Annotated in this window: 24 protein-coding genes; 9 read left to right on the top strand and 15 right to left on the bottom strand. The window is 60.0% G+C overall.

Annotation, left to right across the window (positions count from 1 at the left end; translation table 11 throughout):
* Positions 1–141: 141 nt before the first annotated feature.
* From CO667_RS24730 to CO667_RS24700, 7 genes are all read right to left on the bottom strand, one after another.
* On the bottom strand, positions 142–1,068 hold the full coding sequence (locus tag CO667_RS24730; RefSeq protein WP_097620926.1) for an adenylate/guanylate cyclase domain-containing protein: 927 nt from the start codon (positions 1,066–1,068) through the stop codon (positions 142–144).
* 178 nt (positions 1,069–1,246) lie between these two features.
* Positions 1,247–1,660 carry a type II toxin-antitoxin system VapC family toxin gene (locus CO667_RS24725; protein ID WP_097620925.1) on the bottom strand — a complete coding sequence of 138 codons (414 nt, stop codon included), beginning with the start codon at positions 1,658–1,660 and terminating at the stop codon, positions 1,247–1,249.
* Positions 1,657–1,920, bottom strand: a complete 264-nt coding sequence (vapB, locus tag CO667_RS24720) for a type II toxin-antitoxin system VapB family antitoxin (protein WP_097620924.1) — start codon at positions 1,918–1,920, stop codon at positions 1,657–1,659. Before vapB ends, CO667_RS24725 begins: the two co-directional genes overlap by 4 nt.
* Positions 1,921–2,044: 124 nt before the next feature.
* Positions 2,045–3,595: a SpoVR family protein gene (locus CO667_RS24715; RefSeq protein ID WP_097620923.1), complete on the bottom strand. Its 1,551-nt coding sequence runs from the start codon at positions 3,593–3,595 to the stop codon at positions 2,045–2,047.
* On the bottom strand, positions 3,592–4,866 hold the full coding sequence (locus CO667_RS24710) for a YeaH/YhbH family protein (RefSeq protein ID WP_097620922.1): 1,275 nt from the start codon (positions 4,864–4,866) through the stop codon (positions 3,592–3,594). The genes CO667_RS24715 and CO667_RS24710 overlap by 4 nt, the downstream gene beginning before the upstream one ends.
* A 12-nt stretch (positions 4,867–4,878) precedes the next feature.
* A complete protein-coding gene (locus CO667_RS24705; protein ID WP_097620921.1) occupies positions 4,879–6,822 on the bottom strand; it encodes a PrkA family serine protein kinase in 1,944 nt (647 codons plus the stop codon).
* A gap of 397 nt (positions 6,823–7,219) precedes the next feature.
* Positions 7,220–7,696: a VOC family protein gene (locus tag CO667_RS24700; RefSeq protein ID WP_097620920.1), complete on the bottom strand. Its 477-nt coding sequence runs from the start codon at positions 7,694–7,696 to the stop codon at positions 7,220–7,222.
* 231 nt (positions 7,697–7,927) lie between these two features.
* Here CO667_RS24700 and CO667_RS24695 point away from each other — a divergent pair, with 231 nt between their 5' ends.
* The gene (locus CO667_RS24695; protein WP_097620919.1) at positions 7,928–10,390 is read left to right on the top strand and encodes a UvrD-helicase domain-containing protein; all 2,463 of its coding nucleotides are present in this window, start codon (positions 7,928–7,930) and stop codon (positions 10,388–10,390) included.
* A 21-nt stretch (positions 10,391–10,411) separates the two neighbouring features.
* On the opposite strand, the gene CO667_RS24690 is transcribed toward CO667_RS24695, so the two are convergent.
* Positions 10,412–10,759: a hypothetical protein gene (locus CO667_RS24690; protein ID WP_097620918.1), complete on the bottom strand. Its 348-nt coding sequence runs from the start codon at positions 10,757–10,759 to the stop codon at positions 10,412–10,414.
* On the opposite strand from CO667_RS24690, the gene CO667_RS35485 reads away from it, so the two are divergent.
* The 3 genes from CO667_RS35485 to pncA all read left to right on the top strand — a co-directional run bounded on the left by CO667_RS35485 (position 10,758) and on the right by pncA (position 12,583).
* On the top strand, positions 10,758–10,928 hold the full coding sequence (locus CO667_RS35485; RefSeq protein WP_179874214.1) for a hypothetical protein: 171 nt from the start codon (positions 10,758–10,760) through the stop codon (positions 10,926–10,928). The two genes, CO667_RS24690 and CO667_RS35485, sit on opposite strands and share 2 nt — an antisense overlap.
* A 227-nt stretch (positions 10,929–11,155) precedes the next feature.
* Positions 11,156–11,656: an EF-hand domain-containing protein gene (locus tag CO667_RS24685; RefSeq protein ID WP_097620917.1), complete on the top strand. Its 501-nt coding sequence runs from the start codon at positions 11,156–11,158 to the stop codon at positions 11,654–11,656.
* 300 nt (positions 11,657–11,956) lie between these two features.
* Complete coding sequence (pncA, locus tag CO667_RS24680) at positions 11,957–12,583, top strand: bifunctional nicotinamidase/pyrazinamidase (protein WP_097620916.1); 627 nt, start codon at positions 11,957–11,959, stop codon at positions 12,581–12,583.
* A gap of 15 nt (positions 12,584–12,598) precedes the next feature.
* Here the strand turns inward: pncA and CO667_RS24675 are convergent, their stop codons facing one another.
* Positions 12,599–14,191, bottom strand: coding sequence for a hypothetical protein (locus tag CO667_RS24675; protein ID WP_097620935.1), 1,593 nt, complete (start codon positions 14,189–14,191; stop codon positions 12,599–12,601).
* A 184-nt stretch (positions 14,192–14,375) separates the two neighbouring features.
* A complete protein-coding gene (locus CO667_RS24670; RefSeq protein ID WP_033181033.1) occupies positions 14,376–14,621 on the bottom strand; it encodes a DUF2164 domain-containing protein in 246 nt (81 codons plus the stop codon).
* Positions 14,622–14,750: 129 nt separating this feature from the next.
* Between CO667_RS24670 and CO667_RS24665 the strand changes: the two genes are divergently transcribed.
* Positions 14,751–15,482, top strand: a complete 732-nt coding sequence (locus tag CO667_RS24665) for an AzlC family ABC transporter permease (protein ID WP_097620915.1) — start codon at positions 14,751–14,753, stop codon at positions 15,480–15,482.
* Positions 15,483–15,485: 3 nt separating this feature from the next.
* Positions 15,486–15,794: an AzlD family protein gene (locus tag CO667_RS24660; protein ID WP_097620914.1), complete on the top strand. Its 309-nt coding sequence runs from the start codon at positions 15,486–15,488 to the stop codon at positions 15,792–15,794.
* A gap of 31 nt (positions 15,795–15,825) precedes the next feature.
* Here CO667_RS24660 and CO667_RS24655 read toward each other — a convergent pair whose 3' ends face one another.
* Complete coding sequence (locus CO667_RS24655; protein WP_097620913.1) at positions 15,826–17,661, bottom strand: aminopeptidase P family protein; 1,836 nt, start codon at positions 17,659–17,661, stop codon at positions 15,826–15,828.
* A 280-nt stretch (positions 17,662–17,941) separates the two neighbouring features.
* Between CO667_RS24655 and CO667_RS35480 the strand changes: the two genes are divergently transcribed.
* Positions 17,942–18,115, top strand: a complete 174-nt coding sequence (locus CO667_RS35480; protein WP_179874213.1) for a hypothetical protein — start codon at positions 17,942–17,944, stop codon at positions 18,113–18,115.
* A 579-nt stretch (positions 18,116–18,694) separates the two neighbouring features.
* Here the strand turns inward: CO667_RS35480 and CO667_RS24650 are convergent.
* Together CO667_RS24650 and CO667_RS24645 are read right to left on the bottom strand one after the other, a co-directional pair.
* Entirely contained in the window at positions 18,695–19,573 is an 879-nt protein-coding gene (locus CO667_RS24650) for a 50S ribosomal protein L11 methyltransferase (protein WP_097620912.1), read from the bottom strand.
* A 68-nt stretch (positions 19,574–19,641) separates the two neighbouring features.
* Complete coding sequence (locus CO667_RS24645) at positions 19,642–20,244, bottom strand: SCO family protein (protein WP_097620911.1); 603 nt, start codon at positions 20,242–20,244, stop codon at positions 19,642–19,644.
* Positions 20,245–20,567: 323 nt separating this feature from the next.
* Here CO667_RS24645 and CO667_RS24640 point away from each other — a divergent pair, with 323 nt between their 5' ends.
* Positions 20,568–21,038 (top strand): chemotaxis protein CheW, encoded by a 471-nt coding sequence (locus CO667_RS24640; protein WP_085737779.1) that lies wholly within the window; start codon positions 20,568–20,570, stop codon positions 21,036–21,038.
* Positions 21,039–21,212: 174 nt separating this feature from the next.
* Here the strand turns inward: CO667_RS24640 and CO667_RS24635 are convergent, their stop codons facing one another.
* Together CO667_RS24635 and CO667_RS24630 are read right to left on the bottom strand one after the other, a co-directional pair.
* The gene (locus tag CO667_RS24635; RefSeq protein ID WP_097620910.1) at positions 21,213–21,704 is read right to left on the bottom strand and encodes a CreA family protein; all 492 of its coding nucleotides are present in this window, start codon (positions 21,702–21,704) and stop codon (positions 21,213–21,215) included.
* A 77-nt stretch (positions 21,705–21,781) separates the two neighbouring features.
* Positions 21,782–22,372 carry a 3'-5' exonuclease gene (locus tag CO667_RS24630; protein WP_097620909.1) on the bottom strand — a complete coding sequence of 197 codons (591 nt, stop codon included), beginning with the start codon at positions 22,370–22,372 and terminating at the stop codon, positions 21,782–21,784.
* Between the two features lie 272 nt (positions 22,373–22,644).
* On the opposite strand from CO667_RS24630, the gene CO667_RS24625 reads away from it, so the two are divergent.
* On the top strand, positions 22,645–23,181 hold the full coding sequence (locus CO667_RS24625) for a GNAT family N-acetyltransferase (protein WP_097620908.1): 537 nt from the start codon (positions 22,645–22,647) through the stop codon (positions 23,179–23,181).
* The last annotated feature ends 18 nt before the right edge of the window (positions 23,182–23,199 follow it).

Raw genomic sequence — 23,199 nt, 5'->3', positions numbered from 1 at the left:
ATTACCGATTTGTAATATCAGCAAAGAATGGAAATAACCCGGCCGCTCACTTTTGCTTGAACGGACACTCACGCACGTCTTTGACGCCGCCGATTTCGGGCGAGATGCGGTGGCAAATCTCAGACGATGCGGGTTGGGTGCCTATCGGCGCATCGACCATCGCAGGCCCATGACGGCCGTAATTGCGAGGATCGGCCATACCGCCCAGAACTGCCCCGTCCAGGTCAAGAGGTTGATGCCGACAAGGCCGAGCGCCAGGATCGCCAGCGAGGTGATCTTGCGATGGAACCGGATCTGGTCGCGGTTCCAGGCGAGCGCCGCGATGACGCCGAGCGCAAGCACCGGAAAACGCGCCCAGAAAACGCCCTGCCACGATAGAAGATTGATGCCGATCAGGACCGCGGCGACGACGCCGAGTACGCCGTACAGCCTGCGTCCGCCCGGTGCCGGCCTTGCCTCGGCCATATCAGCGGGCATAACCGCCGCCGGCTGCGGCTGCGGTCGCGTTGGACCGGATCGTCCGGCAGGCGGCGTCTCGTCCCTGGCATCGCCGATCTTGACCGCATAGCTCGGCACGCCCTCATCGACGTTCTTTACCGTCAGCGGCCCGAGAAACTCGAAACCAACGGCCACCTTATTGCGGACCTGGTCGTAGACGGTGCTCGATATGACGATGCCGCCGGCCGCAGCCGAGGCCTGCAACCGCGCCGCAATATTAACGCCGTCGCCATAAATATCGTCGCCTTCGACGATCACGTCGCCGAGATTGATGCCGATACGGAAAAGCATGCGCCCGTCGGCCGGACGGCGGGCGTTGAAGCCCGCCAGTTCGTTCTGGGTGTCGACAGCCGCGCGCACCGCTTCGACCACGCTCGGGAAATCGGCGATCAGCCCATCGCCCCAGGTATTGATGACGCGGCCGCCATGGCTTTCGATCAGCCGCCCCATCGCCTCCCGGCAACGCTTCAGCGCGGCAAGCGTCCCCTCCTCGTCGGCCCCCATCAGCCGGGTATAATCCTGCACGTCAGCACAGAAGATCGTCGTCAGCTTGCGCCGCGTGTCACTCATGGTCTCTCGTCTCCGCGCTATCCATCCCGGAAAGATCGCTGCAAAGGTTGAAACTGGTCGATAGGAGATCGTGGGCGGTCGCAGCGGCGGTAAGTTACTAAGCCTTTGTGTTCGTTACCACCGATAATTGCTGATCGTCGACCCGCGTTTTCCGGGTATGCGAGGCGGCTTGGACGATTCAACTTCCTTCATTCGCCCAGTCATCGAGCTTCAAAGGCTCCGAAATGCGGGCAAAAGCCTTGTCGCGCGTGACGAGGGTTGCGGCAGTTGCGACGGCGTGGGCGGCAATCATCATATCGAGGGGCGCCAGAGTCACGCCTTTGGCTTCGCAGGCAGCGCGCAGGTCGCCATAGGCTCGCGTGACGTCGTGATCCCAGGGGAGAACATCTACCCTGAGCAGGAATTGCTTGACCCGCTCGGATAGCGCCTTCGGATAGCCTCGCTTGGCAAGTCCGTAAAGCAACTCCCCTTCCGTGACCGATGAGATGACGATCTCATCCATCGGAAGCTCCGCCAGCCTTTTAAGGATCTCCGGCCGATCGCCCTTGATGACATGGCTAGCGATATTGGTGTCGAGCATCCACGCCGTCATTCCTTCCAGCCTTCGAACGGATCACGATCTTGCGAAGGCTGGCTGCGGTCGGCCGGCCCCATGAAATCGTCCGGAATCTGATCTCTGCCATGGAGTTCGAAAAGGCCATCCCATGAATCCGGCTTGCGCGATAATATGACATCACCGGTCTTCGGATCACGACGAACGAACACCTCGCTCTCCTCGAAGCGGAACTCCGCAGGGAGCCTCACCGCCTGGCTGCGGCCGGTCGTAAAAATCTTAGCCGTTTTCGATGCCACGATAGCCTCCGCATTGCGATAGCTATCATGATATATACCGCCAGCAGGAAGCAAACAAGACCTTTACCGGCCCACCATCGGTTGCCGAGCCTTCCAAATCCGGCACTTCAAGAAAAACGCTGGATTACTGAACGATCTTGCGCGGGCTCGCCGTGTGTTCTCTCGCCACTGTGCTGGAACTGTCGATTTCCTGAAGCAAGACGTCGTAGCCCCAGAGATCGGCGAGATGTTGCAGGACAAGTTTCGTATCGTCTTCCTGGAGATAGCACCCATTCACGACGATGTGCTGCAGCAACAGACGCCGGTCGCCGGCAAGGTCGACATCGACGATATCGATTGCCGGATCGGTCCAGCCGATATCGTATTCGCGGGAGAGCTGGCGACGAATGCGGAGATAGCCGCGCTCGTTGTGAATCGCCGAAACCAGCACCCCCTCGGCCTGTTCCGGATCGTCGTAGAGATGGAACAGCCGCAGCTGCCGGATCAGGTTGGGGCTCAGGAACTGGCTGATGAAACTTTCGTCCCGGTAGTTGGCCCAGATGTCGCGCAGGACACCCATCGCATCGCCGCGTCCGGCGATATCGGGGAACCACGCGCGATCCTCTTCCGTCGGTGTCGTCACGATCCTCTCGATATCCTGCATCATCGCAAAACCGAGCGCATAGGGATTGAAGCCCGAGAAGCGGCGATCGTCGTAATTCGGCTGGAACACGACATTGGCATGCGACTTCAGGAATTCGAGGAAGTTGCCGTCGCTGATCTGCCCGCGTTCGTGCAGCCGGTTCATGATCTGGTAGTGGACGAAAGTGGCGGTTCCCTCGTTCATCACCTTGGTCTGCCGCTGGGGATGGAAATATTGGGCGACGTGCCGGACGATGCGAAGGATCTCGCGTTGCCATGGCTGCAGCCGCGGCGCCGTCTTCTCGAGAAAATACAGGATGTTGTCCTGTGGAAGGCCGAGGGCGGCGCGGCGCTTTTCGAGGCCGATGTCGCCCGCCTTCTTGGCCTTGCCGACGGGAACCGTGCGCCACAGATCGTTGAACATTTGCTCTTCGTGGGCGCGCCGCTCCTGCAGCCGCTTCTCCTCCTGGCGGAGGTCGAGCGTATTCTTGCCGGCATATCGATGCACCCCGTGCGACATCAGCGCATGCGCCGCGTCGAGCGTGCGCTCGACGGCCACCTCTCCATAACGTTCCTCGCAGCGCGAGATATAGCCCTTGGCGAAATCGAGGTAGTCGAGAATGCCTTCCGCATCGGTCCAGAGCTTGAAGAGATAGTTGTTCTTGAAAAAATGGTTATGGCCGAAAGCCGCATGCGCGATGACGAGCGTCTGCATCGTCGCCGTATTCTCCTCCATCAGATAGGAGATGCACGGAGAGCTGTTGATGACGATCTCATAGGCAAGGTCGCGCATGCCGCGGCGGTAGAAGGCTTCGTGATGGGCAAAGTGCTTGCCGAAGGACCAATGGCGGTAGAAGAGCGGCATGCCTGTGGAGGAATAGGCATCCAGCATCTGCTCCGAGGTAATGACTTCGATCTGGTTCGGGTAGACGTCGAGGCCGAGTTCGTTAAGCGCGATCTCCTCGCAGGCGTCGTGGATCCGCTGCAGCGTTGAAAAATCCCAATCGGCACCTTCAAACAGAAGCAGCTCTTTCGACCTCAGCATCGTCGTCATGGCGTTACCTTCGACTGCGCTTCACGTTTCTGGAAGAGATCGTGGAAAACCGGAAATATCTCGCTTCGCCGGCAGACCTTGCGCATCGAGAGCGGCAGCAGTTCGGACCGGATCCCGTCATAGAGCATCCAGAGAGGCGAACGGGATACCGAGGAGTCGCCGCCTTCTTCCCCAACCTCGATATAGGCGAAATACTGGCACAGCGGCAAAATCTCGCGCACCAGATGGCCGGTCAGGTTTCCGTCCGAATGGGCGTTGTCGCCGTCCGAGGCCTGGGCGCCGTAAATGTTCCACTCCGCCGGATCGAAACGCGCCGCGATAATCGCCCGCATCGCAGCAAGCGCGCTCGATACCAGCGTGCCGCCGGTCGCCGGACCGTAAAAGAAGGTTTCCTCGTCGACCTCCTCGGCCCTGTCGGTATGGCGGATGAAGACGATCTCCACTTTCTTGTAGCGCTTCGACAGGAAGAGGTAGAGCAGCAGGTAGAAACGCTTCGCCAGGTCCTTCATGTGTTCCGACATGGAGCCAGACACGTCCATCAGGCAGAACATCACAGCCTTTGCCACGGGCTTCGGCTCGTTTTCGAAACGGCGATATCTGACGTCGAGCGGATCGATATAGGGAATGCGCCGGCTTTTCTCCGTCAGGGATTTGAGTTTTGCCTCAAGCAGCAGGCGGCTCTCATCGTCCTCGCATTCCTCGATCTGCCGCTGCAGGGCTTCGATCTCTTCGCGGCGCGGCCGGTGAAGCGCGACACGGCGCATCATCGCGAGCTTCGTCGTGCGACCGACGGCGATGTTGGAGGGCGATCCCGAGACGGAATAGCCGGCCCGGAACGGCGTTTCCTCCTCGGTTTCGGCCAGGCGCCGCTTGGCAAGGTCCGGCAGTTCCAGATCGTCGAGGAACACGTCGAGGAATTCTTCGCGCGTCAGCACGAAACGGAAGCCGTCCTCGCCGTCGCCCTCGCCCGCATCCTTGGGTTTTCCGCCCCGGCTCCCCGGCGGGCGAGGAAGGATGTCGCCTTCGACGAAGGCCCTGTTTCCAGGCAGGATGTGATCGCGGATGCCGCCGCCGCCCCGTCGCAAATTCGGTTCGGCCATTCCATCGATCGGCAGGCTGATCTCCCCGCCGTCGAGCACGTCGCGGATGTTGCGGTTTTGCAGAGAGCGTTTCACCGCCTGCTGCACGGCGCCCTTCATGCGTCGAAGGAACCGCTGCCGATTTTCCAGACTTTTACCGCGCGGATTTAGCCGCCGGTCGACAATGTGCATAATGGCTCCGCATTAACTTGCCTGTTTGACGCGCATGTACCATTCCACAAGGCGTCGAACCTGCCTCTCGGTGTAACCCCGCGCGGCCATGCGCGAGACGAATTCGCTGTGCTTCTTTTCCGTTTCGGAATCCTTCTTCGACCCGAAGGAAATGACCGGCAAAAGATCCTCGACCTGCGAGAACATTCGCTTTTCGATGACTTCCCGGATTTTCTCGTAGCTGGTCCATGACGGATTCTTTCCGCCGTTGGCTGCCCGCGATCTCAAGCAGAACTTGACGATTTCGTTGCGGAAATCCTTCGGATTGGCGATTCCCGCCGGCTTTTCGATTTTCGTCAGTTCCTGATTGAGGAGCTCGCGGTCGAGAAGCTGGCCGGTATCGGGATCCTTGAAGTCCACATCTTCGATCCAGGCATCGGCATAATCGACGTAGCGGTCGAACAGGTTCTGTCCGTAGTCCGAATAGGATTCAAGATAGGCCTTCTGGATCTCATTGCCAATGAACTCTGCGTAACGCGGCGCAAGATCGGCCTTAATGAACTCCAGATAGCGCTTCTCGACGTCGTCGGAAAACTGCTCGCGGCGGATCGACTGCTCCAGCACATACATCAGATGAACCGGATCGGCGCCGATATCGGTGGTGTCGTGGTTGAAGGTAGAGGCGAGCACCTTGAAGGCGAAGCGGGTCGATATGCCGTCCATGCCCTCATCGATACCGGCAGCATCCCGGTATTCCTGAACGCTGCGGGCGCGCGGATCGGTTTCTTTCAGGCTCTCGCCGTCATAGGTGCGCATCTTCGAGAAGAACGTCGAATTCTCGTGCTTGCGCAGGCGTGAAAGCACGGAGAAGCGGGCGAGCATTTCGAGCGTCGCCGGGGCGCATGGCGCGTCCGCGAGTTCCGATCCCTCGATCAGCTTCTCGTAGATCTTCTGCTCTTCCATCACCCGCAGGCAATAGGGCACCTTGATCACACAGATGCGGTCGATGAAGGCCTCGTTGTTCTTGTTGGCCTTGAAGGTCTGCCATTCCGCTTCGTTCGAATGCGCCAGCACGATACCCGAGAAGGGTATGGCGCCGATATTCTCCGAACCGATATAATTGCCCTCCTGCGTCGCCGTCAGCAGCGGGTGCAGCATCTTGATCGGTGCCTTGAACATCTCGACGAATTCGAGGATGCCCTGGTTGGCGCGGTTAAGCCCGCCGGAATAGCTGTAGGCGTCGGGATCGTTTTGGGAATAGGTTTCCAGCTTGCGGATGTCGACCTTGCCGACCAGCGACGAGATATCCTGATTGTTCTCGTCGCCGGGCTCGGTCTTGGCGATGGCGATCTGGCGCAACCGCGAAGGCTGAACTCTGACGACACGGAAGCGGGAAATATCGCCGCCGAAATCGTCAAGCCGCTTCAGGCACCACGGGCTCATCAGCCCGTTCAGGCGCCGCAGCGGGATGCCGTATTGCTCCTGCAGCAGCGACCCCATCGTGTCCGGATCGAAGAGGTTGAGCGGACTTTCGAAAACGGGGCTGATCTCGTCGCCCGCCTTCAGCACATAGATCGGATGAACCTCCATCAAGAGCTTCAGCCGCTCCGCCAGCGACGACTTGCCGCCGCCGACCGGGCCGAGCAGGTAGAGGATCTGCTTGCGCTCCTCCAGCCCCTGCGCGGCATGCCGGAAGAAGGAAACGATGCGTTCGATTGTTTCTTCCATGCCATGGAAGCCGGCAAAGGCCGGATAAATCCGGATGGTCCTGTTCATGAAGATCCGCCCGAGGCGCGCATCCCTGGCGGTGTCGACCATCTGCGGCTCGCCTATCGCGGCGAGCAGGCGCTCCGTCGCATTGGCATAGGCGATCGGGTCCTTTTTACAGAGATCGAGATACTCCTGCACCGACATATCGGTTTCGCGGCGCGCTTCATAACTGCGCGTAAACGCATCGAATACGGATTCGTTCAGCATGGGCCCTCCAGTAAGGTTATGCCGCAGGCTCAAAGTCTATAACCATCGAGATGGCTATGACGTTCCTAAGAATCAATAATTTCGCAGGTATATTCGACGCTCACCGGCTGTTTCTGGCAACGCACAAAAACGTGCATGCACCGGTTATTTTTACTCTACGAAACTGTTTCTCATTATAGTTGAAAAAACCACCATCGCGGTATCAGCACATTTCGCGACGTGACAGAAAGATGAAAAGGGTGTGCAATGTCGCCCGTGATTCGAACTCTCGAAAAATCGACGATTGGCAGCCAAATCTGCGCAAAGTCGATGCTGGACAGCACGTGCCGATCCGCCCCTGACAGATGGAATCGGGCGCATCCCGGCCGCCGCCAGTTCATGCGCCCGCCGACCCAATTCAGCCGTTGAACGCCTCCTCCAGCGCAGTGACATCGATCTTGACCATGCCGAGCATCACCTCGGTCACGCGCTTCGCCCGCTCGCGGTCGCTGTCGGCGATCATTTCGGAAAGACTATGCGGCACTATCTGCCAGGAAAGACCCCAGCGATCCCTAAGCCAGCCGCAGGCCTCCGGCGTGCCGCCATTGGCGAGGAATGCCTCCCATATCCGATCAATCTCGGATTGGCTTTCCAGCAGGATCGCGATCGAGAAGGAATGGTTGAAGCTGTCGAGCGGGCCGGCCTTCATCGCCAGGAAGGCCTGGTCGCCAAGCGTGAATTCGATCAGCTCGACGCTGCCGGGAGGCCCGCTCGGCGTTTCCGCCGGCAATATGGTGGTGCGGCCGATCTTGGAATTCGGGATGATCGACACGTAGAATTCGACGGCTTCGCGGGCTTCCTCGGCAAACCAGAGATTTGAAACGACCTTCGGCATGAACTGCCTCCTTGTTGACGGTTGATCCGGACCGTTGTCCGATGATCCAAGGACGCCCGCCCTGGATCGGTTCCGACAGGCTGCATCAGTTTTTTTCGGCCGCCGCCGCTGTATGGACATCCCAGCCGCGACTTCCGAGCCTGGGGAAACCCCTTGGGATAGCGGCGATTCGGGAATGAAAGCAGAACATCTTTTCTGGTCTTTCCTTCCCGAATCACTACATTACGCGCCATGAGCAATAGTTTCGACGATATTCCCTTTTTCGACGAAGAGCCGGGTGAGATGGCGCGCAAGCCGCAGCCGCCTGCCGCGCCCGCTGGCGGCGGCATTGCCGCGCGCGCCATGGCGGCCCGCGACGGCGGCAAGCGGCCGGATTATCTCGCCGGACTGAACCCGGAACAAACCGAAGCCGTCGAAACGCTGGAAGGCCCAGTCCTCGTGCTTGCCGGCGCCGGCACCGGCAAGACGCGGGTGCTGACCACCCGCATTGCCCATATCCTCAATACCGGCCGCGCCTTCCCCTCGCAGATCCTCGCCGTCACCTTCACCAACAAGGCCGCCCGCGAGATGAAGGAGCGTATCGCGCTGCTGGTCGGCGGCGCCGTCGAAGGCATGCCGTGGCTCGGTACCTTCCACTCGATCGGCGTCAAGCTGCTGCGCCGCCACGGCGAGCTCGTCGGCCTCCGCTCCGATTTCACCATTCTCGACACCGACGACGTCGTCCGCCTGATCAAGCAGCTGATCCAGGCCGAGGGTCTCGACGACAAGCGCTGGCCGGCCAAGCAGTTCGCCGGCATGATCGACACCTGGAAAAACAAGGGTCTCGGCCCGGCCGATATCCCCGAGGGCGATGCCCGCGCCTTTGCCAATGGCCGCGGCCGCGACCTCTATTTTGCCTATCAGGCGCGCCTGACGACACTGAACGCCTGCGATTTCGGCGACCTGCTGATGCATCCAATCGCGATCTTCCGCAAGAATCCGGATCTCTTGAAGGAATATCACGGCCGCTTCCGCTATATCCTCGTCGACGAGTATCAGGACACCAACACCGCCCAGTACATGTGGCTCAGGCTTCTCGCCCAGCGCTCTAAGGGCGAGCCGCAGAACGTCTGCTGCGTCGGCGACGACGATCAGTCGATCTATGGCTGGCGCGGCGCCGAGGTCGACAATATCCTGCGCTTCGAGAAGGATTTCCCCGGCGCCAAGGTCATCAAGCTCGAGCGCAATTATCGCTCGACCGAACATATCCTCGGCGCTGCCGCCCATCTGATCGCCCATAATGAAGGCCGGCTCGGCAAGACGCTGTTCACCGACCGCTCCGATCCCGACGATGTCAAGGTGCAGGTCCACGCCTCCTGGGATTCGGAGGAGGAAGCCCGCGCCATCGGCGAGGAGATCGAGCAGCTCCAGCGGAACAAGCATCTCTTGAACGACATGGCGATCCTCGTGCGCGCCTCCTTCCAGATGCGCGAATTCGAAGACCGCTTCGTTACCCTCGGCCTCAATTACCGCGTCATCGGCGGCCCACGCTTCTACGAGCGCCTGGAAATCCGCGATGCCATGGCCTATTTCCGCCTGGTCGCTCAAGCCTCCGACGACCTTGCCTTCGAGCGCATCATCAACACGCCGAAGCGCGGCCTCGGCGACACGACGGTGCGTGCCCTGCACGATTACGCGCGTGCCCGCGACATCCCGATGCTTGCGGCCGCCGCCGACATCATCGAGACCGACGAGCTGAAGCCGAAGGCGCGCAAAGCCCTGTTCGACGTGATTCAATCTTTCCGCCGATGGCAGGAACTGCTTGAAAACACACCGCATACCGAACTTGCCGAGCAGATCCTCGAAGAGTCCGGCTATACCGACATGTGGAAGAACGACAAAAGCGCCGAAGCGCCGGGCCGCCTCGAGAACTTGAAGGAACTGATCCGCTCGATGGAAAGCTTCGAGTCGATGCGCGGCTTCCTCGAACACGTCTCGCTCGTCATGGATGCGGAGACCAACGAGAACCTCGACGCCGTTTCGATCATGACGCTGCACTCGGCCAAGGGCCTGGAATTCGACACCGTCTTCCTGCCCGGCTGGGAGGAAGGCCTCTTCCCGCACCAGCGCTCGCTGGATGAAAGCGGCCGCGCCGGCCTGGAGGAAGAACGCCGCCTCGCCTATGTCGGCATCACCCGCGCCAAGCACCGCTGCCACATCTGGTTTGTCTCCAACCGCCGCATCCACGGCCTCTGGCAATCGACCCTGCCTTCGCGTTTCCTCGACGAACTGCCGGAAACCCATGTCGAGGTCGCCGAGATGGAGCAGAGCTACGGCGGTTACGGCCGCGGCGGCTACGGCCAGTCGCGCTTCGACAAGGCCGAACCCTTCGCCAACTCCTATTCCACCCCCGGCTGGAAACGCGCCCAGGCCAACAAGACCGACGCCACCCGCGACAATTGGGGCAGCCGCTCCGGCCATGCGGTCGAACGCATCGGCTACGGTGAAAGCGGCCCGAAGGGGCGCACGATCGAAGGCGAGCTGGTGGCGAAATCGACCTCGTCGGAACCGTCGAGGTTCACCCTCGGCGACCGCGTCTTCCACCTGAAATTCGGCAACGGCAACATTACCGGCATCGAGGGCAACAAACTGACGATCGATTTCGATCGCGCGGGCCAGAAGCGAGTGCTGGACGGGTTCGTCGAGCGCGTGTGATCTTGCGGCGAGTGGGAATTCTCACCCGAACATCCGCATACTGCTGAGCCCGAGAATATCGTTCAGCAAGGCGATCCCCATTCCGGTGGCGACGATGCTCAATCCGATCAGGAAGAGCCGCCGCGATCGATCATATTTGACCGCAAGCAACGAGTCGCGCGCCAAAAGATCGGCAAACACCTTCACCTGAATGACGATGCCGACGGTCAGGAACGACATCGGCAGCAGATCGACACGGCTCCAGTCGTTCGGGTTGGAGACCCAAAGGCTGATGAAATTGAGAGAAAAACCGAGAATGATCCCGGTCGCCGTCAGCGATCCGTTGCGGAACGTCGCATCGATCTTTTCCTCTGGCCCGGGCTCGGACATGGTTTCGCTTCCCGCTTCTGAGGCAAGAAAGGCAGAAATCGCGGCCGCGAGCAAGATCGATCCGGCATCGCCTGCCGAGAAGATGGACGAAATGCCGCAGCAGCACGAAGCAGGCCGCATCCGCCGCCGCTCGTTCCGCCAGCCGCGCCGGCGCGATCTCATCCGATAAGCGGCATAAATTCGCGCGCGCCAGAACATACCGGCGTTCAAAAAATCCAATATTTTCAATGAAATTATTTTGGTAACCGAAAGGTTAACGTGCGTTGCCCCGCCTCGTCAATCGCACTTCTCCCCTGTCAAAACGTCGCTTTGACGCTTTCCGCAAATCAGCTTAGCCCGGAGGCTGCCCACCCATGAAAGGCGGGCTTCACGACGAACTTTTCGAAGGAGGTTCAAGTGACCAGTGTTTCATCTCTCGGCAGCACATTGACCCAGTACCCGTCTCCGCTTTCCAGTCTCGACAAAAATGGCGACGGCGTAATTTCGCCGGACGAACTCGCCGCCGCTTCGCAGTCCTCGACGGCGAGCACGGCCTCGACCGGCGACAGCGACGACAAGAGCAGCGATATCGTCAAGAAGATCACCGCCGACATCCTGTCGCTGATGCTGTCCCTGCAGAAGACCGACGGCAGCGATGATCAGAGTGACGGCAGCGATCAGAGCGACGACTCTTCCAAGGGCGTCTTCGCCTCGATGGATACGAATGGCGACGGCAAGTTGACCGAGGCCGAATTCCTCGCCGCCGATACGAGCAGCATCAAAACGTCAGGCGACAGCGATCCACTCCTCACCAAGGTGTTGAGCGATATGCAGACGGCCCTTCAGGCCTACCACAATACCTACGGTTCTTCCGCCGTGGCGGCCGATACGGCAACCGACGACGTGGCCGCGGCCTGACCGGCTGAGACGAGGCTCCGCCGGGGGAGCCTCGATCCATCGACCTGCGAAATGCGCCATGTTGGGCAGCCGAGTTTGACTGCAGTCGCCGCCTCTGCCGGCTGGCAGCTACCTGCGACCCCGCATCAACACGAGAACCTCCAGATTCTCTCAATGATTGCATTAGGATATGCTTTTTCAGCCACTTACTGCCGCGGGCGCCAGAATTAGCGCTTGCATGTGCGCTCTCGGAAATTCACTAGTTGATGCGTTCAATGTGCTTGGCGTCTTACACTGAAATAAGCGAAGGGATTGGCCTTGATGAAAGCGCTGCTGCTCGTCGATATTCAGAACGGCTTTTGCCCGGGCGGCAATCTGCCGGTGCCGGATGGCGACAAAGTGGTTCCCATCGCCAACAGCCTGATCGACAGCGGCAAATACGACCTGATCGTCGCCTCGCAGGACTGGCATCCGCCGGGCCATGGCAGCTTCGCCTCTGCCCATCCGGGTGCCGTTCCCTTCGAGATCGGCGAACTCTCGGGCAAGCCGCAAATGATGTGGCCCGACCACTGCGTTCAGGGAACGCTTGATGCCGAATTGCATCCCGCGCTCAAATCCGAAGAGATCGACCTGATCCAGCAGAAGGGCGAAGATCCCCATATCGACAGCTATTCGGCCTTCCGCGACAATGACCGCGATGCCTCGACACGCCTGTCCGATTTCCTCACGGACCAGGGCGTCACCGATCTCGACGTCTGTGGGCTGGCGACCGATTATTGCGTCAAGTTCTCCGCGCTCGACGCATTGGAGATGATGCCTGGTGTGCGTGTCCGCTTCATTGAGGACGCAAGCCGCGGCATCGCGCCCGAAGGCGTCGCCGCCGCCATCGAGGAGATGCGGGCGCAGGGCATCGCAGTGATCAAAAGCGTGGACGTGTTGCGCGAATAAGCTGCTGACCGAAGCCTATTTCAGTACGTAGACATCGAACGTCTCATCGCTTCCGGCAACCGCGCCGAAGCGTTTGATGAGGTTTGTCGCGCTCTGGAAAGCAGAAATGTCTTCCGGCGTCAGAGATAACCGCCAAACGTAGCTTTCACGCAGAGAGACGGGTGCCGTAATCTGATCAAGCCGCTGCGAAAGAAGAATGACGACAGGCACATGCTCACTCTGCTGCAATCGATGTGCCGTTTGCAGAATATCGGCAAGGCTGAGCGAAAGTCGCGCGTTCCGGGTATATCGCACGATGGCGCCGAACCGCTCCTCTCGCAGAAGATAGGTGCGATTGGAGACATAATAGGGCAAGGCTTCCACGAGATAGTCGGGATCGGCCATGATGACCGCATCGTTGAGATCAGGGCGCGATTGCATGAACGCACCGAAATCCTTGCTTCGGCTCAGAGGTATTTCGGCTATGAAGGCCTGATTGACCTTTTCGATGCCGGACACGACCTGTAGCGCCAGCAATATCAGGAAGCATAGGCGCCCGAACTTCACGATCCCGCCAGCAGCCTCGATGTCGGCAGCGCCCGCCCCCTCGCGCTGAGTACGCGTGGTCAAGGCGGTGATCGCGATCATGAAAACCAGCCAGAGCGCCTGATGTCTGTATCCGCCCGGATAGACAAGCGTAAAAAGCAGCGAAAGCCCTAAGAGAACCAGTCCGGCTGCGATCATCGCCGGCCGCCGGTTCGCCAAAGCCAACAGGCTGCCGTAGACAAGCACGGACATCAACGCTGCGAAAATATGGGAGGCCAACGGATACGCCACGATCAGTTCAAGGATGCTGTTGGGATAGAATGCCACAAAATGCGAACTGGGCGCGGCAAGAGCACTGAGGGCAAGCAAAGCGAAACTCTTGCCACTGAGATCGTTCTGCCCCGTATCATTGAAGGTCGGATAGACTGTTACGAAACATAGAACAATTCCAACCGCGGCAATGGCGGCGGCTGTCGCAAAGGCCCGATATTCCGCCAGAGCAGGCCTTGGCCGCGCCAGCATTAAATCGAAAAACCAATAGGCGAGGAAGCCGCCGACGAGGACGACCGAATGGACGTTGGTATTTGCCAGCAAGGCAAACAACAGACCGAGCAATACCCCGTTGCGTGTTCCTTTCTCCCAACTCAGGACGATAAGGAAAATTATCAGCATGCTGATGCCGTAATTTCGCGACATCGCGGCGTAGTCGAACATCGAAAAGCTGCTGAACAGCGATAGCAGCATGATGGAAAGCGGCAATTTCAGGCGGAAAACCAGAAGATAGGCCGCCGCCGCCGCAATCGTCAGGGCGACGACCTTCAGGACGACAGGTGAGCCGACCACAACATAGGCGGCGCGCAGCAGAATATACCAAAGAGCAGGATGACCCTCGCCATGCATCTGGCGAAGCATATCGATGAAATTATCCCCCTGGAGGGCGAGTGACAATGCACGAACCTCGTCACGCCAGACCGTTTCGGACCAGCAAAGCGCAGACGCCAGCGCAAGCCAGGCCATAAAGATCAATGCCTTGCCGAGCTTGGCGGATCGAGGTTCATCGATAGCAGAGACAATCACGGCCAAATAACACGCAACCCGGTGAACGAAAGCGTCGACCATATCGGCGCAGAAATAATTTGGCGTTAAGTGAAGGCCATCTTTTGATTTCAGGGGCGCTGAAGCATGTCGCGCAAAACTGTGCAGCGGTTTTACGACAACAACAAAGAGCTAAAGCGCGACAAGCGAATCTGAAAGATCGCGACGCGCTTTAGAATTTTTCCTCCCTCTCAAGAAGATGGATATCTTCGGCGACGTCGTCCATTCTCTGCAATAAGGCGGCCTGGGCATCTCTTAGCCCTCGATTGTAGAAGTACGGCCCGATCTCCTCGGCGAAGAAGTCAAGCAGGAATTCAGCCGGCAATGCACCGATGGGATCGAGTTCCCGGTCGAAATAAGCGCGGATGCGCGAAACGATCTCAGCCTTTTCTTCCTTCGAAAATTCGATCTTCTTCATCTTTGCCTCTTTACCGAATGCGATCAGGACTTTGATGGTTCAGCGAAATCGATTGGTCAATCAAGGAAATTCAATTGCCGTTGCAAGCCATAGACCATAAGGGAAGCCTGAATTCCAACTGGAGATCGCATGAATCGCGCCGACTTTGTTGAAGGTTTGCGGGGCGGCTTTGCCGTTGCGCTGGCATCGGCGCCGTTTGGCGCCCTGTTCGGAGCGCTCGCCGTCGAAAACGGCATGTCGCTTTCCGAAGCCGCCTTCATGAGCGCCACCGTCTATGCCGGCGCCAGCCAGATGGTCGGCATCGAACTCTTCGGTCACAATGTCCATGCCTGGCTGATCGTGCTGTCGATCCTCGCCGTCAATTTTCGCCACGTGCTCTATTCGGCGGCGATGGCCCGCTATATCGGCCAGTTCACGCCGGTCCAGAAATTCTTCACCTTCTTCCTGCTCGTCGATCCGCAATTTGCCGCAGCGGTGAAACGCGGCGAGTCCGGCCAGCCCGTCACCTTCGCCTGGTATTTCGGCTTCGCCATCATCATCTATGTCCCCTGGATACTGACCAGCGTCGCCGGCGGCTTGCTCGGCGGTTTCATCGGCGATCCCAAGGCGATTGGCCTCGATATCCTGCTGCCGGCCTATTTCCTCGGCATCGTCCTCGGCTTCCGCAAACGCGACAATTTCCTGCCCGTGGCGCTCGTCAGCGCCGTCGCTTCCGTGCTCGCCTATCGATATGTCGGCTCGCCCTGGCATGTCAGCCTGGGTGCGGCCGCCGGCATCGTGCTCGCCGCCCTTTTGCCGCTGCCGCCGCAAGAGACGGATCTCGAAGCCGACGCCCTGCAATCCGAAGTGCACGAGGTCTGAGCCATGGAATTCGATCTTCACATGGCGCTCGTCATCATTGCCGCAGCAGTCGCCACGTTCGCCACCCGCATCGGCGGCTACATCCTCATCACCCGAATGAAGAGCATTCCGCCGCGCATGGAGGCGGCGCTGAATGCCGTGCCGGCCGCCGTGCTGACGACGCTGGTCGCTCCCGCCTTCTTCATCGGCGGCTGGGAATCGAAACTGGCGCTGGTCGTCGCCCTCTTCGTCGGCCTGCGCGTTTCGCATACATGGATGCTGGTCGCAGCCTGGATCGTCGTCATGACCTGGCGCCACACGATCGGCGCCTGACGCGACGGCGCCGGCGCCCTCGACGCCCTTCTCAATATTCCAGCGGCAGCGTCGCGTTTTCGAGCCACGCCCTGACGTCGTGATCGTGGATCAGCGGCATCAGCGCCTCGCGTGTGCGGCGGTGATAGTCGTTGAACCAGTGCAGCTCGTCATGGGTCAGAAGCTCCGGAATGACGAGGCTGCGGTCGATCGGGCAGAAGGTCAGCGTCTCGAAGCCGAGCATCGCCGCGTCGCCGCCCTCGATCTCCTCGGCTCCACGCACATAGACCAGATTCTCGATGCGGATACCGAAGCTGCCGGGCCGGTAGTAACCCGGCTCGTTCGAGAGGATCATGCCGGGCAGCAATTCCTGCGTCGAAAGCCTGGAGATGCGCTGCGGCCCCTCATGCACCGAAAGATAAGAGCCGACGCCATGGCCCGTGCCGTGGGCGAAATCGGCCCCTGCCCGCCAGAGCGCGATGCGCGCCAGCGGATCAAGGTCGCAGCCGCGCGCGCCCTTCGGGAAACGCGCCGTGCTGATCTGGATCATCCCCTTCAGCACCAGCGTGAAGAAACGCCGATGCTCCGCCGAGACAGCGCCGATACCGACGGTGCGGGTGATGTCGGTCGTGCCGTTGATATATTGCGCGCCGGAATCGATCAGGAAAAGTTCGCCGGCCTCGATCATCCGGTTGGTCTCGGTCGTCACCCGGTAATGCATGATCGCAGCATGTTCGCCCGCGCCCGAAATCGTGTCGAAGGAAATGTCCTTCAGTGGGTTCTGCATGCTCTCACCGACGCGGGCGCGCGTCGCTTCGAGACGTTCGGCGGCAGCGATTTCGCTGACCGTGCCGGGCTTTTCCTGCGACAGCCAATAGAGGAATTCCGCCATCGCCGCCCCATCCTGCAGATGCGCGGCGGCCGAGCCGTTGATTTCGACGTCGTTCTTCACCGCGCGCGGCAGCTTGGCGGGGTCGGCGCCCTCCACCACTTCGCCGCCGGCCTTACGGATGATCTCAGCCAGCGCATAGGAGGCGACATCAGGGTCGATCAATATGCGGCCGCTGTCCCTGGAAACGGCGGAAAGCCGCTCCTCCAGCGCCGAGGGCGGCAGCTGAGTGCAGATCTGCCCGAGATAGGCTTCCGGCTCGATGCCGGTCTTGCGCTTGTCGAGGAAGATCTCAGCCCGCCCGTCGGCATGGATGATGGCGCGCGCCAGCGGATGCGGCGTGTGCGGCACGTCGGCGCCGCGGATATTGAAGATCCACGCGACCGAGGAGGGATCGGCGATCAGCACCGCCGCGAGATTCTTCTTCGAAAGATCGGCGGCAACAGTCGCGATTTTGTCGCTCGCCAGCACGCCGGCCTGCGCCACGTTCTGGATGCTGACCGCGCCGAGCGGCTCGACCGGCCGGTCGCTCCAGAGCCTGTCGAGCGGATTGTGCGGCAGGAAGACGAGCGTGCCGCCGATCTCCGAAAGCGCCCTTTCCAGGCGGCGCACCTCGGCACCGGCATGCAGCCAGGGATCGATCCCCAGCCGCAAGCCCCCGGCTCCGTTTGCGGCCAGCCAGAGATGCGGCGGCTCGTTGACGAGATCGCCGCCCGTAAAGACCGAACCGTCGACCTGTTCGGCAAGCTGCGTCACATAGCGCCCGTCGACGAAGACGATTGCCTGGGTGCGCAGGATCAGCGCAATGCCGGCCGAACCTGTGAAGCCCGTCAGCCATGCCAGGCGCTCCGAACATGCCGGAACATATTCGCCATTGAACTCATCTGCGCGCGGCACGAGGAAGGCATCGATGCCGAGCGAATCGAAAGCAGCGCGCAGCGCCGCTACGCGATCCCTGCCGAAATGTGGCGTGGAGGTGACCTCGAAAGACTGGAACATGCTGGAAAACCCGAATGGTTGAGACGAATCCGGTGAATGGGATGCCGACCATGTTAGCGAAATTTCAACCGATGGGGAGAAAAAGCGACGAAACGAGTCGAAACCCCTGGGGCCGCTCAACATTTCGACAGAACTGTGGCGCCAAAAGTTAATTTGGCACGCTTTATGCGTTAGCCGCATGGCTCCCATGAGCGAAACCCTCTGCCTCCGCATTTCAGAATAGCTATATAGACGCCATCGAACGGTTCGCGATGAACCTGCAAACAAAGGAACTCTTGAAATGACCGCCTCTCTCTCGCGCTTCGCATATAGCAGCCAGGTGCAGGCTGGCGAACGCCAGACCGTACGTCACGTGATCGGTGCCCGGCGCCCGCAGAATGAGGACAGCCTCAAGCTGCTCAGCGCCGGCCAGCGTGCCGCACGCCACAAGGGCGCCCCCAGCTACGCGTTCTAAGTCTGAAAGCCTGTCCGTCTCCTCCCTCCCGGACCGGCCTATTGGAATGCAGTAGAGCCCGCTCGAGCCCTCCTCCCCTTGAGCTCGCGGGCATTGACCGGATAGACCGGTCCAAGGCGGTGCCCTCGGCGCCGCCTTTTTTATTGTTATTGAAGAGTAGGAATGCGTGAGGTCGCGGCTTGCTCCCTCTTCTCCCCAGCGGGGCTATCAGATGCACACATCTCAATTCGGCACCGAATGAAGCTCATGCATCGGAGTCTTATTCAAGGAATATCGGTTGGTTTTGAAGTATTGAGCCGTTTTTTTGAGTCAGAAGAAGATAGTCGGCTAACCTTTTCAATCTAGTTTAAGATATTGAAATAATTGCATCTTATCAGATGTGTGAATCTAATAGCCCAGCGGGGAGAAGGTGGCCCGAAGGGTCGGATGAGGGGGCCGCACGGCACACCCTTCGTTGCCCTTCGCTTGTGCTCAGCGCATTCGCGGCTTTGCCGCTCACCCCCTCATCTGCCCTTCGGGCATCTTCTCCCCGCTGGGGAGAAGATGAGTGAGCCGCAGCCGTCGCGCGCCTCCTCCTCGTCAAGGCCGATCGAAGTGAACCGTCACCCAGCCATTCCGCCAGATCGTCCTGACATGGCGAAGCCTGGCCCCACTATAGGCGGCAATCACCTTCCAGCGCTGCGCAGCGAGAATGCCTGAAAGAATCACCGATCCACCGGGTGCCAGATGTGTCGCAAGCTTCGGCGCCATGCGAATCAGCGGCCGGGCAAGAATATTGGCGATGATGAGATCGAAGGGGCCATGTTCGGAGAAGGCCGTCGAATGGAAACCCGGCGCGGTTCGGGTGACAATGCCCGAGGCGATGCCATTGCGGCGCACGTTTTCTGCCGCGACCGTGGTAGCGATCGGATCGATGTCGGTGGCAAGCACCGGAATGTTCTTCAGCTTGCGGACCGCAATCGCCAGCACGCCGCTGCCGGTGCCGAGATCGAGCGCGTTGCGGACCGGGCGCGAGCGCACCACGGCGTCGATCACTTCAAGACAGCCGGCCGTGGTGCCATGATGGCCGGTGCCGAAGGCCTGGCCGGCATCGATCTCGATGGCGATATCGCCGGGGCGGACCTTATCGCGATCATGGGAGCCGTGCACCAGAAAGCGCCCTGCCCTGACGGGCTTCAGCCCCTCCAGCGATTTCCCCACCCAATCGACGTCGGGGATGACCTCCCGCAGCAACGGAGCATGGGGAAAGGTACTCTTCAACGCCGCCTCGATGCGGGAGCGCACCTCCGCCTCGTCCTCGGCCATCATGTAGACGGAGGCTTCCCAGATATCCTTCTTCTCGTCGATCTCGGTGGTACCGATGGCGAAGTCTTCTTCGCCGAAGACCGCGCTCAGAAGGTCGAGGATCTCTTCGGCCTTGCTTTCGGTCGTCGTCACGTAAAGGCGGATTTCACTCACGATAGGCGGTCTTTCCCGTTTCCGTTGCCCGCCACCGATCGAGCCAACGCCCTGTCATGCGCAAGCCGTCATCCCTTGTTGACGAGATTCTCCAGCTTCTTTACCGCCGTGTCCGGGTTTTCGCCATAGGCGATCGTTCCGGAAAACCGCCCGGCCGAATCGAGCAGAAACACCGAGGCAGTGTGATCCATCGTATAGTCGCCATTCGGGTCCTTCTCGTCGACCGGCACCTTCTTGGCGTAGACGCGGAAGCCCTTGATGACTTCGGCGATCTTGTCAGGCGCACCTGAAATGCCGGTGATCCGCTTGGAAACGTTGGAAACATACTCGTTCATGATCTCGGGCGTGTCGCGCTCCGGATCGACGGTGACGAAATAGGCCTGCAGCTTGTCACCCTTGGGATCGACCTTCTCCATCCAGCCGTTCAGCTCGAAAAGCGTGGTCGGGCAGACTTCCGGGCAATGAGTGAAGCCGAAGAACAGCGCCGTCGGCTTGCCGCGCAGCGCCTCTTCGGTGATCGGCTGTCCGCTTTGGGAGACCAGTGTGAAGGGCACGCCGAAGGGAGCCTCCGCCACCACATTCCCCGATCTGTTGAGATAGTACGAGAATCCGCCGAGAAACCCGGCCAGTATCAGGACACCGACCCAGACGGCGATGCGGAATGTCTTCATTGGCATGATCCTCGATCCCGGCGGATATCTGCCGCCCACCCTTGCCCCGCGTGATTATAGTCTCGGTCGGACGCGCGCAATTCAAGATTATGTTTTCTGACCCGTGATTAATTGTCTCATCGGTAGCAGCCATCTGCAGTGGGAAATTCGCCCGCCGAAATTGGCACGGATCGAAAATGCCATGTGTTTGAATAGCTTGCCTTGAGAGCGGCGGACAATCCGAAAATACATATCGTTAGGAAAGACTTAAGCGGTCACATCTATATTTAACGGCGGTTCCGCATCGCCGCTCCCACTGGGGACAACTGGGAAGAATTCTGATCATGAACAACAACAATGCCATCAAGCAGTCGGGTGCTTATCTCGAAATCGTTTCGTTCCATCTGGGCGATCAGGAATTCTGCATCGACATCATGGCCATCCGCGAAATCCGCGGCTGGGCGCCGGTGACGCCGATGCCGCACACCCCGCCCTACGTGCTGGGCCTCATCAACCTGCGCGGCGCTGTTATCCCCGTCATCGACATGGCCTGCCGCCTCGGCATGAAGATGACCGAGCCCTCCGAGCGCTCGGCGATCATCGTCACCGACATCGCCGGCAAGCTGGTCGGCCTGCTGGTCGAACAGGTTTCCGACATGATGACCATCAAGAGCGAAGACCTGCAGCCGCCGCCGGAAATCATCCCGGAAGCCCAGCGCGCCTTCTGCCGCGGCATCGTCGCGCTCGAAAAGACCATGGTCTGCTTCCTGAACCTCGACACGGTCATCGCCGACGAGCTGAATCAGGCCGCTTGAGCGGAATTGATATCTGGAATTCGAAGGCCCGGCTCGTCCGGGCCTTTTTGTTTGAAGAAGACGCGACTCAGCTTCATCTCGCCAAGCCGCGGGCACTCCCTCTCCTCCCTCATCTCTGTCCTCGGGCTTGACCCGAGGACAGAGATGAGGGAGGCAGGGGCAGACGCTCCGCCCCTAAGGCTTCCCATTCTTCCACACAACATTCTGCCCATAGAGCGGTATCGTCGAAATCGACATCTTCGCCGAGCCATCCGTCAGTTCGCGCGAATGGGCGAGATAGATCAGCGTGTCGTTGGTCTTGTCGTAGATGCGGTTGACGACCAGCGTCTTCCAGATCAGCGACATGCCTTGCCGGAACACTTCGCTGCCATCCTTGGACAGGTCGATACTGCCGATCTCTATCGGCCCGGTCTGTCGGCAGGCGATGGAATTATTGGACGGATCTTCGAACCAGTTGCCGTTCTTGAACCGATCGATCAGGCTTCGGTCGAAATAGGTGACATGGCAGGTGACGCCCTTGACCTCTGGATCGGAGACCGCCTCGACGATGATGTCGTTGCCGATCCAGTCGACCCCGACCTTGCCGACGACTTCGGCCGAGGCGGCGCCGGCGGAAAGGGCAGCGAAGGAAAAGGCGGCGAGGAAAAGATTATGCAGCTTGGACATGGCGGCTCCCTGAGTGATCCGCATTCTAGATAAGTGCGCCCCGATGCTTTGCAAGAAATGGCGCCCTGGGGGAGCGATCAGCCTTTGCGGCAGGTGCAGGGCTCGTAGGCCCGCGCCGTCAGCCGACCGGGCCTCATGCCGATCATCGCCGGTATGGCGTGAACGGCGTTGGCCTTGACCGCCTTCGCCATCTCGATCGCCGCGGCCGCGCAGACTGCGGCATCCTCGGCGGCGTTGTGGTGCACGAAACGCAGGCCGAGGTGCTCGGCGATCAGGTTCAGCCGGTGTGAGAGGAAGTGCGGCCAGATCCGCTGCGCCATCTTCAGGCTGCAGAGATAGGTCAGTTCCGGATAGGATTGCCGGTAGTGATCGAGGCTCGCCCGCCAGACGCTGAAATCGAAGGCGGCATTGTGGGCGATCATCGTCGCGCCGCTGATATCCTCGTGGAACTCGTCCATCACCTCGGGAAACTCCGGCGCATCCTCGACATGCTCGGGCCGGATGCCGTGGATCGCAATGTTCATCCCGGAAAAGCGCATCTCTCGCGGCCGGATCAGCCGCTCCTCGACCCGCGTCACCCTGCCCTCCTCGATCCAGGCAAGCCCGACCGAGCAGGCACTGCCGCGCTGCTCGTTGGCTGTCTCGAAATCGATGGCGATGGTCTTCAAGGGCAAATATCCGAATCGTCTGCCCCTACCGGAATAATCATAGCCGCATGCAAAGGCAAATTCCCGCCTGTTGACATCTGCACGCAAATGGGGAAACTTTTATGCATGATCAACTCTGTGACATCAATCAGGCATCATATCGCCACGACCCTTCCAGGGTACGCGGGAGCGATGGTGCGTCACTAGCCGTCCGATCATTCCCGAAAACCCTGCCGAGGCGAGCAGGGTTTTCGAAATCCGGCTCTCCTCCTCAAACCCAAGGAGAGCATCCCATGTCTGAAAACGAAGAGAATGAAGCTCGCGGCCGAGCGCGCCTGCCGGATGGCGTCCTCGTGCGCGCCGTGCGTCTTTCCGATGCCGAGGAGATCACCGATCTCATCAATCTGCCGGGCTACCGGGCCGGCACCCTGCGGCCGCCGTACCAGCGCATCGAGGAGGTTCGCAAGCACATGGAGAACCCGTCGCCGGGCGCGCTCAGCCTCGTCGTCACCCAAAATGGCAAAATCGTCGGCAATTGCGGCCTCAATCGCCTTTCCGGCCGCCGGCAGCACGTCGCCGGCATCGGCATGGGCGTGCACGACGACTTCACCGGCCGCGGCTTCGGCCGGATTTTGCTCGGCGCGATGGTCGACGCCGCCGATGACTGGCTCGATATCAAACGGCTGGAACTGACCGTCTATACCGACAACGATGTCGCCATCGGCCTCTACCGGAAATTCGGCTTCGAACAGGAAGGCCTGCTGAAAGCCTTCGGCTTTCGATCAGGGGAGTATGTCGACGCCTATACGATGGCGCGGCTCAGACTATGAGCGAGCGGGAGGCTGGCG

Source organism: Rhizobium sp. L43, assembly GCF_002531725.1.
Lineage (GTDB): Bacteria > Pseudomonadota > Alphaproteobacteria > Rhizobiales > Rhizobiaceae > Rhizobium.
Note: the sequence above shows the minus strand (reverse complement) of the source record. Positions and strands in the feature narration are given on the sequence as shown.

Bases quoted from the DNA above. Each gene is read 5' to 3' on its own strand.
- CO667_RS24730 (WP_097620926.1), bottom strand. From the start codon at position 1,068: ATGAGTGACACGCGGCGCAAGCTGACGACGATCTTCTGTGCTGACGTG.
- CO667_RS24725 (WP_097620925.1), bottom strand. From the start codon at position 1,660: ATGACGGCGTGGATGCTCGACACCAATATCGCTAGCCATGTCATCAAG.
- CO667_RS24715 (WP_097620923.1), bottom strand. From the start codon at position 3,595: ATGACGACGATGCTGAGGTCGAAAGAGCTGCTTCTGTTTGAAGGTGCC.
- CO667_RS24710 (WP_097620922.1), bottom strand. From the start codon at position 4,866: ATGCACATTGTCGACCGGCGGCTAAATCCGCGCGGTAAAAGTCTGGAA.
- CO667_RS24705 (WP_097620921.1), bottom strand. From the start codon at position 6,822: ATGCTGAACGAATCCGTATTCGATGCGTTTACGCGCAGTTATGAAGCG.
- CO667_RS24700 (WP_097620920.1), bottom strand. From the start codon at position 7,696: ATGCCGAAGGTCGTTTCAAATCTCTGGTTTGCCGAGGAAGCCCGCGAA.
- CO667_RS24695 (WP_097620919.1), top strand. From the start codon at position 7,928: ATGAGCAATAGTTTCGACGATATTCCCTTTTTCGACGAAGAGCCGGGT.
- CO667_RS35485 (WP_179874214.1), top strand. From the start codon at position 10,758: ATGGTTTCGCTTCCCGCTTCTGAGGCAAGAAAGGCAGAAATCGCGGCC.
- CO667_RS24690 (WP_097620918.1), bottom strand. From the start codon at position 10,759: ATGTCCGAGCCCGGGCCAGAGGAAAAGATCGATGCGACGTTCCGCAAC.
- pncA (WP_097620916.1), top strand. From the start codon at position 11,957: ATGAAAGCGCTGCTGCTCGTCGATATTCAGAACGGCTTTTGCCCGGGC.
- CO667_RS24670 (WP_033181033.1), bottom strand. From the start codon at position 14,621: ATGAAGAAGATCGAATTTTCGAAGGAAGAAAAGGCTGAGATCGTTTCG.
- CO667_RS24665 (WP_097620915.1), top strand. From the start codon at position 14,751: ATGAATCGCGCCGACTTTGTTGAAGGTTTGCGGGGCGGCTTTGCCGTT.
- CO667_RS24660 (WP_097620914.1), top strand. From the start codon at position 15,486: ATGGAATTCGATCTTCACATGGCGCTCGTCATCATTGCCGCAGCAGTC.
- CO667_RS24655 (WP_097620913.1), bottom strand. From the start codon at position 17,661: ATGTTCCAGTCTTTCGAGGTCACCTCCACGCCACATTTCGGCAGGGAT.
- CO667_RS35480 (WP_179874213.1), top strand. From the start codon at position 17,942: ATGACCGCCTCTCTCTCGCGCTTCGCATATAGCAGCCAGGTGCAGGCT.
- CO667_RS24645 (WP_097620911.1), bottom strand. From the start codon at position 20,244: ATGAAGACATTCCGCATCGCCGTCTGGGTCGGTGTCCTGATACTGGCC.
- CO667_RS24640 (WP_085737779.1), top strand. From the start codon at position 20,568: ATGAACAACAACAATGCCATCAAGCAGTCGGGTGCTTATCTCGAAATC.
- CO667_RS24635 (WP_097620910.1), bottom strand. From the start codon at position 21,704: ATGTCCAAGCTGCATAATCTTTTCCTCGCCGCCTTTTCCTTCGCTGCC.
- CO667_RS24625 (WP_097620908.1), top strand. From the start codon at position 22,645: ATGTCTGAAAACGAAGAGAATGAAGCTCGCGGCCGAGCGCGCCTGCCG.